Origin of the sequence: Halobacillus sp. GSS1, assembly GCF_017307035.1 — a bacterium.
Classification (GTDB): Bacteria; Bacillota; Bacilli; order Bacillales; family Halobacillaceae; genus Halobacillus; species Halobacillus litoralis.
Genome location: NZ_JAFLHE010000007.1, coordinates 129,189 through 140,502, shown reverse-complemented (window position 1 = coordinate 140,502; position 11,314 = coordinate 129,189). Strand labels below are relative to the sequence as shown.

The following is an 11,314-nucleotide window of genomic DNA, read 5'->3' as shown; positions in this document are numbered from 1 at the left end:
TTTTTCAAACAAGATGTTTCCTTATTCAGTTTTGAGGGTTCACCTCAAACTTTATATTGATATGGTGGTGAAGGCGAAGAGGTCACACCTGTTCCCATGCCGAACACAGTAGTTAAGCTCTTCAGCGCCGATGGTAGTCGGGTTTACCCCCGTGAGAGTAGGACGCCGCCATGTCATTTAAGCAACCCTTCAGGAATATTCCTGAAGGGTTTTTTTTTATGAATATTCCTCAAAATTTTGGTAGAATAGTAGTGTACATAGAGTTCATAAATTCTGGCCTTGATCCAACATTAGGTATTTGTAGTCGCCTTGGAATGGCGGATTAGGGCTTATTTATGCAGGGGAAGGGTGCAGACAATGGCACAATTGGTAAGGAAAAGGAATACGTTTTGGAATTGGAAATATGCCATGATGTTTTTATTGATCCCGCTTGGATTTTATTTGGTATCGTTAAAGGAGGATATCGGTTTTCTTCAACATATCTTCTTTGTAGCAATCATTGTTTGGTTGGCATTTGTCGGAATATTTGGCATCACCAACCGATACGAAAGATTGAAAGTGTATGGGTTCTTATATATATCCAGCAGCCTTCTTTTCGCTTATTTAGGCCTTGTATATATTTGGTAAAAGTTATTGAGTTTACCAGCATTCCTCGTTATACTGGGTAGGAGAATGTATGTTCGGAGGGACCCATATGCAACTAGTGCGCTGGAGCTACTCGAGAAGGAAAATGGTCCGAGGGTATTTTGATAAGTTTCCATATTCAACGGTTTATTTTAGAAGAGTTCGACGGTTTTATATCGTGTATATGGTGGACTGGGATGAACACGATCCTCTTGTTTCTCAGGAAGATCGTGAAGATATGCAACATTTAATTAATGAGGAATTAGGTAGATTAAAAGAATATGAACAAAGAAAGTCGAGAAAGGGCTAACCTCTCTCGACTTTTTTGTCTCCCGTATATTCCACCAAGTGGAACAAGGTGTCCATACTACATATCGTGTAAAGTTATGACATAGCTTCCCATGCTGCGTGCATACCTGCCACACGGCCGGTGACCATAGCAGAGGTAATATTGTATCCACCTGTATAACCATGGATATCAAGGATTTCTCCGCAGAAATAGAGGCGTTCCATAAGCTTGGACTGCATTGTGTTCGGGATGATCTCTTTTATTGAAACACCACCTCCTGTGACAAAGGCTTTTTCAATCGGCTGGGAGTCATGAACATGAACATGGAACCTTTTTAACATGTGAGTGAAATTCCGTAATTTTTCATTTGAGATGTTTGCCGACTTCTCATCAGGAGCTATCTCGGATTTCTCAAGAACGAAATCAAGCAGTCTTTCGGGCACCATTCCTTTAATTACATTGCGGAAGCTTTTCTTCGAATGTTCTTCCATCATACTCTGAAGTTTGTCTAATAGAACATTTTCTTTATCTTCAGGAAGAGCGTCAATTTCAATGGTTACAGGGCGGTGGCCTTTCATGAACTCTTTCACAACATATTGAGAGCATCTTAAAATAGCAGGACCTGATAAACCGAAATGGGTGAACAACATGTCCATCCGGTGGGTAACAATTTTTCTCCCTTTTTCATTTAACACAGAAACATCGACGTCCCTGAGTGAGAGACCTTGCAATGTTTTGTTTTTAATAAATGAATCTTTGGAAAGAAGGGGTACCTCTGTAGGGAAAAGTTCGGTAATGGTATGGCCGGCTTTTTTCGCCCATGCGTATCCATCCCCAGTAGATCCTGTATGGGGTACGGCTTTCCCACCAACTGCGAGAATCAGGGATCGAGTCACAATCTTTTCCTTTGATTTTAAAATAACCTGGTGTTCGTTCTCTCCGTAATGAATGGCGTCCACCGGAGTTTCTGTCCGGACTTCGATATTTAACTCCTTCATACGATTCAAGAGCGCCTGGACTACATCTTTGGCCTTGTTACTGACAGGAAACATACGTCCGTGATCTTCTTCTTTCAATGCGACACCGAGTCCTTCGAAGAAATCAATGATGTCATAATTGTTAAATACAGAGAAAGGACTGTATAGAAATTTCCCATTCCCAGGAATGTGTTTGATGACTTCATCTTCTGGAAGGCGATTGGTGACGTTGCAACGCCCCCCTCCCGATATAGCAAGCTTTGTTCCTAGTTTTTTTCCTTTATCAATGAGTAGAGTGTCGACACCTTGCTCGGCAGCCGCAATCGCAGCCATGAGTCCTGATGGTCCTCCACCAATGACAGTTACTTGGTAAGTCATGGATGTCTTCCTTTCTTAGTTCATTCGTTCCTTGTTCTTCCTTTATCTATGATAAAATAGATGAGGTCGATTCTACAATAAAATTGAAGGTGAAAAGCGAATTATGTCAAAGATACTTAAAGGTACGATGTTATTAACGGCCGGAACATTTTTGTCAAAGTTTCTAGGAATGATTTATACCGTTCCGTTTGAAAATATGGTAGGTACGGAAGGCACAGATTTATTCTCGATTGCTTACGTCCCTTACAGCATATTACTTAGTCTTTCCAGTATGGGGGTACCTGTAGCTGTCTCCAAATTTGTTTCAAAGTATAACTCTTTGGGAGACTATGAAACAGGACGAAAGATGTTAAAAGCTGGGCTTACCCTCATGTCCATTACTGGTGTATTGGCATTCTTGATTTTGTTCTTTTCTGCAGAACAGGTGGCTGCCTGGACAATTGGTGAAGATTCTGATCGACTTGGGCATGCTACGATGGTTATACAAATGGTCAGTTTCGCTCTGCTTGTCATTCCGCCTATGAGTATTACCAGAGGGTTCTTCCAAGGGCATGAATCCATGGCGCCTACAGCCGTTTCGCAGGTGATTGAACAAATAGTAAGAATTGTGTTCTTGCTGGCGTCTGTTTTCGTTATCGTTCAAGTTTTACAAGGGCCGATTCCTCAAGCCGTCGGTTTTGCAACATTCGCCGCATTCATCGGTGGAATTGCTTCTTGTATTGTCCTTTATTGGTATTGGAGAAAGCGGAAACCGTTTCTGGATCGTCAATTAGAGGCTCAGGAGTACACGTATGGGTTGTCTAATAAGGATATGTTCAAAGAGTTGTTCGCCTACGCAGGCCCATTCATCCTAGTGGGTATTGCTACACCTCTGTATCAGCTTGTCGATCAGTTTACATTGGAAAAAGCTATCAAGGCCTCTGGGTTGGAGTATAATAATGCTTTTTCTATCATTAACTTTTTGAGCCATAAATTAATTATGATTCCTGTTACGTTAGGACTTGGATTGTCGTTAGCTCTCTTGCCGGCAATCACACAGGCTTATACTAAAAATGAAATGAACCGTCTAAACCACCAGATCAATCAGGCCTTACAAATCGTAGCCTTGTTGATCATCCCAGCTGTCGTCGGTCTTTCAGTTGTAGCTTTTGAGGCCTATGGGACATTCTATGGGGTGGATGAGCTTGAATATCGCGGAGATCTATTACGCTGGTACGCGCCTGTCGGATTATTCCTTGCGTTATATACTGTCACTTCTTCCATTTTACAAGGAATCAACAAACAGAACTTTGCTGTCATCAGTCTTGGTACAGGAATTCTATTAAAGCTGGGACTAAACTGGTGGCTCATTCAGCTATTTGGTGCAAAAGGAGCGATCATTGCCACAGGGATCGGGGTGGCAGCAGCAGTTATCCTAAACTTCGGACGTATTTTCACTTCCATTGAACTTTCTTACCAACAGTTGTTTAAGAGGACGTTGCTCGTGCTGATTTTGACAACGGTTATGGCCATCGTTGTGGTCTTTATTAAATGGATGCTTGGCTTCATTTTAGATCCGATGGAAAGTCGCTTGGATGCTCTGATCGTTCTATTCTTCAGTATAGGTGCTGGAGGTCTGGTGTACTTGTGGTTAACTTATCAGACAACATTGCTCGAGCGTGTCTTAGGTGATCGTGTTCGCGTACTGGACAGATTTTTAAAAAGAGGATAAAAGGAGGTCTGGCAAAATGAGAATTGATAAACTTTTAGCTAATATGGGCTATGGCACGAGAAAAGAAGTGAAAACTCTCTTGAAGGGTGGAAACGTTCGAATTAATGGCAACCCTGAAAAAAGTCCGAAAACCCATGTGAACCCGGATGAAGATCTGGTCACAGTGATGGGGGAGGAAGTAGAATATAGAGAATATATCTATTTAATGATGAACAAACCAGGTGACTTGATTTCTGCGACGGAAGATGCCCACGACCCAACCGTTATTGACATTTTACAGCCAGAGGATCAGGTTTTTGACCCTTTCCCTGTCGGTAGGCTGGATAAGGATACAGAAGGCTTGCTGCTGATTACAAATGATGGTCAGTTGAATCATCGTCTGACCTCCCCTAAAAAAGATGTCGGTAAGACTTACTTCGCTGTTATTGATGGAAAAGTAACAGAAGAAGATATAAGAAAATTCTCTGAAGGGGTTACCCTGGATGATGGATATCAAACCAAGCCTGGAAAATTGGTCATTCTCGAGTCTGATGATGTTTCAGAAATAGAATTAACTATAACTGAAGGGAAGTTCCATCAGGTGAAACGCATGTTCGAAGCGGTAGATAAAAAGGTGACCTATCTTAAACGTGTAATGATTGGTGAGCTTGAGCTTGACGATGATTTAGAGCTTGGGGAGTATAGGGAACTGACAGATGAAGAAATTGACTATTTAATGGAGATCACAAACTTAGAACAGTAGACATCACTGAATAATCAACCAAAAAAACACCCGGAATTTTTTCCGGGTGTCATCTATATCCTCATCTTCTATGATATTTTGACTTTCTTTTCAGTGATTGTCCATTTTCCACGGTGCGGACTTGATACAAGTCCGTTGTATTCCAAAATGCTTAAGTCCCTCTGCATGGTACGGTCTGTGATACCGAACTCGTCTGCTAACTCATTCGTCGATACTGTTCCTCGATCTCTAATGTAGAGGTACACAGCTTTAATTCGATTGAGCATGCGGGATGATGGATGATTCAAAAAACCACTCCTTAATCGTCATTGTATGGAACTTGTGGTGCATGTGAATCTCTGAAGTTGGTTTCATTCTACAATAATGTGATGGAACGTGCTACTATAATCGTTTTAATTTACAGATTATTCATCTAATTTACAAAATATTAAAGGTTAGGAGGCTGGATCGATGATGTTACTTCGTAAGATCTTCCTGAAAATGGTGAAAGTTAACAATACAGTCCTATTTACTGCGAGTGCTCTTCTTATCCTGATCTCGAGTATTTCCATCGTTGTTGTAGAACAAGATACATTTCCTACTCTTTTTGATGGTTTCTGGTGGGTGATGACAACCGTTACGACTGTAGGTTATGGTGATTATTTTCCAGTGACGGTGGCAGGACGTTCCATTGCGATACTATTATATGTCATAGGCATTGGACTTATTGGTATTGTCATAGGAAAAATTATCGACGGTTTAGCCATTTTTCGAAAAAAACGATTGGAAGGTGATATTGTGTATAAAGAGAGCGGTCATTTCGTTATCATTGGATGGTCCCAAAAAGCTCATTTTGCTGTAAAGGAAATGATGGAGACAAATAAGGAATGCAATATTGTCATCATTGATCAATTAAAAGAAGCTCCGATTCTTACAGAAAATATCCACTACATAAAAGGTGAGGCAGCGGACGAAGAGACGCTGATAAAAGCAAACATTTCCCAGGCGAAAGCGGTCCTGATTTTTGCTGATGAGCAAATGGGGAATGAACAGATGACAGACGGGAAAACCCTCTTAATCGCCTCTTCTATTGAGACTGTAGCCCCCGATGTGCATACCATTGCAGAAATCATGGAAGAAAAACATGTGAAAAACTTCAAACATGCTCAAATTGATGAATTTATTGTTTCTAATGAAACGATTTCTTCCCTTGCGGTACGTTCTGCTTTTAGAAAAGGTGTCTCCGGTATTTATGGTCAGTTGCTTAAGAGATCCGTAGGTGAAGACTTATATTACATCCCGAAAAAAGCCAGTTGGAGAACCTACAGGGATGCTTTTGTGTCTTTACTTGATGGTGGTGCGACTTTAATAGCTGATCGGAATGATCTGACTATCAATAGAAAATTGGATGAACTTATACCAGATGGGGCAGAGTTATATGCTGTATGTGACAAACCGACATATGAGAAAATTCTAGGTAAAGGAGACTGAGTATGGACTTTCACTCTTTGAGTAAAAAGTACGAAAAGGAATATTTAGAAAAAGCGATGGAGTTGTTGAAGATTCCGAGTGTTTTTGAGGAAGACCGTGAGTATCCCTATGGAAAACCTATTCATGATGCGTTAGAGAAAATGCTGAGCATCGGTAAAGAAGATGGGTTTATTACGAAAAACGTAGATGGCCATGGGGGTCACATTGAATTCGGTGATGGGGATGAGGTCATAGGTGTTCTCGGCCACTTGGATGTTGTGCCTGCAGGAGCCGGTTGGACCTCACCACCGTTTGATCCTGTCATACGCGATGGGAAATTATATGCCCGTGGGGCACAAGATGATAAAGGACCTGTGATGGCTGCTTACATCGCTATGAAAATTTTAAAAGAGCAAGGTTTTCAGCCGAAGAAAAGAATTCGTTTAATTCTTGGTACCGACGAAGAGCGGGATTGGAAAGGTATTGATTATTATTTCAAGAATGAAACGATGCCTTCTCTTGGATTCACACCTGATGCCTCCTTTCCTGTCATTCATGCTGAAAAAGGGTTATTAGACAGCTACTTTACCTACCCGGTTCCAAAAGATGAAGGAGAAACAAAAGTCATCTCTGTACATGGGGGTGATCGTTTAAATATGGTCCCTGATGAAGCAGTAGCATGGGTTGAATCTCTTCTGAATGTAGAGGAGATTTTCAACGATTATTTAGCGCAGCACAAACTTGAAGGCTCAGTAAGGGCTGCAGACGGACGGTATGAAGTAAAAATGAAAGGCAAGGCCGTGCATGCGAGTAAACCAAAGGAAGGACGGAATGCCATTACAGAGCTATTACGTTTCCTTCAATCCCTTCCTCTGGATGATGAGTATGAGTTATTTATCCAGAAGATCTATAAGGCGTTTGAAACGACAGATGGAAAAGGTTTGAATGTAAAGCAAATGGATGACGTTTCCGGGTCCCTCACTTCAAACCTTGGTTCAATCGCAATGGACGAACATACATGTAAATTGGGTTTCAACCTTAGGTATCCTGTAAGTGCAGATTATGATGCTATTGATCGCAATTTAAAAGACGTTGCGGCAAACAATAAAGGCACGTATGAAGTTTATGATCACCTGGCATCCATTCACCTCGAAAAGGACCATCCTTTTGTAAAAACGTTGCTTTCTGTTTATAACAAAGTCACGGATGAAGAAGCAGCTGCAAAGACGATGGGAGGGGCGACCTATGCGAGAGCCCTTGAAGCTGGAGTTGCTTTCGGCGCCTTATTTGAGGATAGCCCGGATACGGCTCACCAGAAAGACGAACATGTAAGAATTTCAGATATGATTAAGGCCATTCAGATCTATTCCGAAAGCCTGTATGAATTGACAAGATAAAGAGAGAGGGAGCACGTGATGCCCGAACATTCCGCGGAGAAAACATATCGCTTCATTCAGATGTTTTACTTTTTCACTTTTTTTGCCTTTGGATCGATCTTTCCTCTCCTATCTGTCTTTTTAGCAGAGGAAAAAGGGCTGAGTCATACCCAGATCGGAATCGTTATCGCAGCCCTTCCCCTCATTACTATTTTTGTACAACCCGTTTGGGGGATGCTGAGTGACTATACAAGAAATCCAAAAAGGTTGTTAATGATTGCTTCTGTTTTCGCTTCTGTGCTGGGCATCTTTTACCCCTGGCTGCAGGTATTCCCTGTTCTCTTGCTAGGTATCATTTGTATCGCATTGTTCCAGTCAGGGATCGTTCCTTTATCTGACAGCTTATCATTGAATTTTGTCCAACGAAATGGAAAGGAATATGGCAACATCCGGCTTTGGGGTGCGGTGGGCTTCGCTGTGGCCGTATTTGTTTTAGGACGGCTGACAGAAGCGACTGGTTCGATGAATTGGATTTTTTATTCTTTTTCCTTAGGATTGCTGTTCGCTTTGATCACCCTATTTGAATTTCCAAAGCGTGCCGATGAGGTGACAATTTCCTTTAGAGAAGGGTTAAAAACCTTAATTCAGGAAAAGCCTTTCCTCCTTTTTCTTGTTTCTAATTTTCTTATCTTTGGCCCTGTTCTGGCAAATAACTACTATTTTGGAACGTTTATTTTAGTAGTAGGAGGGACACTGTCGGGTGTAGGTCTTGCATTTTTACTTGCCGCAGGCAGTGAAGCTCCATTCATGAAATTCGCCCAGATGGTCATCAATCGTTTTGGTGTCGTTCCGATTATTATTTTCAGTGCAACGGTTTCTTGTTTGAGATGGTTTTTTTATTATTTCGAACCTTCTAGTACAGTGGTTTATGCAACAACGATTGCCCAGGGCGTTTCCGTAGGGCTCTACATACCTGCGGCTCTCATTCTAGTGCGGGAACTGGCTCCGGGGGATGTAAGGGCTACGGCTGTAGGATTATATTCAGCCGTAGGGAACGGGCTTGGAAATGCTTGTTTTACATTCGTTGGAGGGTTGGTTATTGACCTTTCGAGTGTGTCTTTCATGTATGGTGTGTTTTCTTTCATGACTTTAGTTGGGATCATCATTCTCCTGATCGTTAATAAAATGGTACAACCTGAATGGAAGGAGTGTATAGCATGAGTCATTATTTTATTGGCATAAAAGTTCATTCTGAGATTCGTAACAAGTTGATGACCTGGCAATCCATCTTAAAAAAGAGGATGGCCTATAAAGATTGGACGGCAGAAGAAGATTTGCATATCACATTAAAGTTCCTTGGGAGTTGTTCCGATGAAAAAGTGGAAGGTTATATCCAGTTATTGAAGCAAGAAAGCTGGCCTTCTGAGTATTCATTGAGTATCGGTCCGGCCGGGAGTTTCGGTGATCAGGAGCGACCGAGAGTTTTTCACGCTCAAGTTCAGAGGGCACCTGGCTTGTTAAAAACAAAAGAAAAAGTGGATGCTATTGGTGAAAAGCTAGGGTTTGAAAAGGAAAAACGAAAGTTCAGTCCCCATATTACATTAGCGAAGAAGCAGCCAGAGGGTGTGTCCCCTTTAATCGAGGTTTCCGAGGACTCTATCCTTCTTGAAACATATGAAATGGTCGTGAATGAAATTTCTTTTTTTCGTATTCACCCCGGAGACCAGCCAAAATATGAAACAGTTGCGACAATCAAAGGTGGGTCAAAGAATTAATGGCACAATTGATTAAATTAAATGATTATATCTCCAGATATGAGACGAATATTTATCAGTATCCAAGGCAATATGTGAAATTGAAAAAGGATCATTGGAATAAAATGAAAAAACGGTTCGAACAAGGATGGCTGGAAGAGCCTATGGAAAGGATCGAAAAAAGAGAAGAACAACCAAGGAGAGGAATTAAAAAATTTTTAAAATTAAGATCAAAAGTAGAAGGGGAGGAAACTAGTGAAAACCCTTTAAGAGAAGATCTTCTTCCTTCCTCTGAAGAAGAATTGAAACAATACTACTTAGATGGTTTAATTCCTTTTCAGTTGAAATGGGCGACGACTACTTTGAGGGAAAAATCGTACCTTGATCCCTCTTACAAGCATAATTCAGATTTGAAATATTTTTTACAACGTTTACCAGATACCTTTCTTCTCATGTTTGAGCCAGTGGTGCAAATGAAAAATACAGAGGTGGAGATTGATCATCTGCTTATTGGTCCATCTGGCATTGAAATTATCTCCCTCCTCTCTCACCCATACGGAGAAACCATTCATCCTACATCAGAGAAAAGTTGGAATATTGAGCAGGAGGGAATGCAAAGCAAGGTGCTGAGTCCAATGCACTCCCTCCGAAGAACAGAAACCTTTATTAAAAGTGTGCTGAGTAATTATCAACTGGATTTTCCATATCGCAAAGTCGTTTTGTCCAAAACCATGCGATTTGCTTCAGGGCAAGCTCCCTATCAAACGGACTGGATTGGTAAAGATCGATATTCCTCGTGGCTACATGAAAAAAGAGCGGCAAGATCTCCCTTGAAGCATGATCAATTGAAAGTAGCAGAAGCTTTATTGAACCATTGCAGCACGATAGCTGTTAAACGTCCTGAATGGGACATGGAAGACGATTTTACGGAAGGATAAGTTCCTTCTCTGGGACAGCCTGAGGCTTTCCGATGTAGTACCCCTGCCCAAAGTCAACCCCTATTCGTTGAAGCCAATCCCATTCTTCCTTTAATTCAATCCCTTCTGCGAGGACGTGGATGTTTAACTGCTTTGCTCGTTCCATTACATCAAATAAAAATGCTTGGTTGTTCACATCCGTATGACAATTTTGAATGTAAGAGCGGTCAATCTTTAAATAATCGGGTTGCAGCAGGCTTAACATCTCTAATGTGCTGTAACCGGAACCGACATCATCCAATGCCACTTTCATTCCCGAAGCTTTATATGTTTCGAGGATGGATTTTAAATGTTCCACATCATCAATCTTCTCGGTTTCAACGACTTCAAAGACGAGATCCTCCGGATCAATGTTAAATTCTTTAACGATTTGGAAGGTGTGCTTCAAGCAAAACTCAGGGACGTAAATCGTCGAAGGTAGAAAGTTAATGAAGATCTTTTCCCCCATATTCAGATGTTCTGATTTTGCTTTTACAGCCGTTCTACGTGCTTTTTGATCAAGCATGGATTGGAGACCGGAGCGGCTGGCATAGGAAAACAATTCGCCAGGTGGTACAGATAGGTCTTTCGTACGAAGCAGCGATTCATAGCCGTATACACGGTTGTTTTTCATGTCCACAATCGGTTGTAAATGCGATTCGAAGAGCCCGGCATGGATCAACTCTGCTAATTTAGGGGAGTGTAATCTTTCATAAAGATGCTGTATAGATATCGGAAATGATTGAGAATTTTCGGTGTTGAGAATATGTACCCAATAATCCGGTGCAGAATCTCCCAACCAATCGACCAAAGCTAGTCTTAACTCGTCTTTACTATGATAAGCATAAACTTTTGCATCTGGACTTTCATGCGTGAGGGGGAGTGGAAATTTATTTTCTCCTAGTTGAGAATGTTTGGAGTTGAAAACTAATGCTCCCTGATTGGGAATAAAAACAGAAGTACCACAATATTGACAATCCTTCGCCAAAGTAAATTCCTCCTTTTTTACTAATAGTATACTAGAATAATAGGAACGTTGTATAATGATATGATCATAT

Annotated in this window: 12 protein-coding genes and 1 rRNA gene; 10 read left to right on the top strand and 3 right to left on the bottom strand. The window is 41.2% G+C overall.

What is annotated here, in order from left to right:
* Window positions 1-60 precede the first annotated feature (60 nt).
* From rrf to J0K78_RS14160, 3 genes are all read left to right on the top strand, one after another.
* Window positions 61-174, top strand: a 5S ribosomal RNA gene (gene rrf / locus J0K78_RS14170).
* Between the two features lie 183 nt (window positions 175-357).
* Window positions 358-627 carry a hypothetical protein gene (locus tag J0K78_RS14165; protein WP_206947636.1) on the top strand — a complete coding sequence of 90 codons (270 nt, stop codon included), beginning with the start codon at window positions 358-360 and terminating at the stop codon, window positions 625-627.
* A 67-nt stretch (window positions 628-694) separates the two neighbouring features.
* The gene (locus J0K78_RS14160) at window positions 695-934 is read left to right on the top strand and encodes a hypothetical protein (RefSeq protein WP_242517889.1); all 240 of its coding nucleotides are present in this window, start codon (window positions 695-697) and stop codon (window positions 932-934) included.
* A gap of 74 nt (window positions 935-1,008) precedes the next feature.
* Here J0K78_RS14160 and J0K78_RS14155 read toward each other — a convergent pair whose 3' ends face one another.
* Window positions 1,009-2,268: a BaiN/RdsA family NAD(P)/FAD-dependent oxidoreductase gene (locus tag J0K78_RS14155; protein WP_206947635.1), complete on the bottom strand. Its 1,260-nt coding sequence runs from the start codon at window positions 2,266-2,268 to the stop codon at window positions 1,009-1,011.
* 103 nt (window positions 2,269-2,371) lie between these two features.
* Between J0K78_RS14155 and J0K78_RS14150 the strand changes: the two genes are divergently transcribed.
* Window positions 2,372-3,979, top strand: a complete 1,608-nt coding sequence (locus J0K78_RS14150) for a putative polysaccharide biosynthesis protein (RefSeq protein ID WP_206947634.1) — start codon at window positions 2,372-2,374, stop codon at window positions 3,977-3,979.
* A gap of 16 nt (window positions 3,980-3,995) precedes the next feature.
* Window positions 3,996-4,721, top strand: coding sequence for a pseudouridine synthase (locus J0K78_RS14145; RefSeq protein WP_160916340.1), 726 nt, complete (start codon window positions 3,996-3,998; stop codon window positions 4,719-4,721).
* A 68-nt stretch (window positions 4,722-4,789) separates the two neighbouring features.
* On the opposite strand, the gene J0K78_RS14140 is transcribed toward J0K78_RS14145, so the two are convergent.
* Window positions 4,790-4,987, bottom strand: a complete 198-nt coding sequence (locus J0K78_RS14140) for a DeoR family transcriptional regulator (RefSeq protein WP_370551134.1) — start codon at window positions 4,985-4,987, stop codon at window positions 4,790-4,792.
* Window positions 4,988-5,171: 184 nt separating this feature from the next.
* On the opposite strand from J0K78_RS14140, the gene J0K78_RS14135 reads away from it, so the two are divergent.
* Genes J0K78_RS14135 through J0K78_RS14115 form a run of 5 tightly spaced genes read left to right on the top strand, consistent with a single transcriptional unit; the run spans window position 5,172 to window position 10,238 of the window.
* Entirely contained in the window at window positions 5,172-6,191 is a 1,020-nt protein-coding gene (locus J0K78_RS14135) for an ion channel (RefSeq protein WP_206947633.1), read from the top strand.
* A gap of 2 nt (window positions 6,192-6,193) precedes the next feature.
* Window positions 6,194-7,567, top strand: a complete 1,374-nt coding sequence (pepV, locus tag J0K78_RS14130) for a dipeptidase PepV (RefSeq protein ID WP_206947632.1) — start codon at window positions 6,194-6,196, stop codon at window positions 7,565-7,567.
* 18 nt (window positions 7,568-7,585) lie between these two features.
* Window positions 7,586-8,767, top strand: coding sequence for an MFS transporter (locus J0K78_RS14125; RefSeq protein WP_206947631.1), 1,182 nt, complete (start codon window positions 7,586-7,588; stop codon window positions 8,765-8,767).
* Window positions 8,764-9,321, top strand: a complete 558-nt coding sequence (thpR, locus tag J0K78_RS14120) for an RNA 2',3'-cyclic phosphodiesterase (protein ID WP_206947630.1) — start codon at window positions 8,764-8,766, stop codon at window positions 9,319-9,321. The genes J0K78_RS14125 and thpR overlap by 4 nt, the downstream gene beginning before the upstream one ends.
* On the top strand, window positions 9,321-10,238 hold the full coding sequence (locus tag J0K78_RS14115) for a nuclease-related domain-containing protein (RefSeq protein ID WP_206947629.1): 918 nt from the start codon (window positions 9,321-9,323) through the stop codon (window positions 10,236-10,238). The genes thpR and J0K78_RS14115 overlap by 1 nt, the downstream gene beginning before the upstream one ends.
* Here J0K78_RS14115 and J0K78_RS14110 read toward each other — a convergent pair.
* Entirely contained in the window at window positions 10,225-11,244 is a 1,020-nt protein-coding gene (locus J0K78_RS14110; protein ID WP_242517888.1) for an EAL domain-containing protein, read from the bottom strand. The two genes, J0K78_RS14115 and J0K78_RS14110, sit on opposite strands and share 14 nt — an antisense overlap.
* Between the last annotated feature and the right edge of the window lie 70 nt (window positions 11,245-11,314).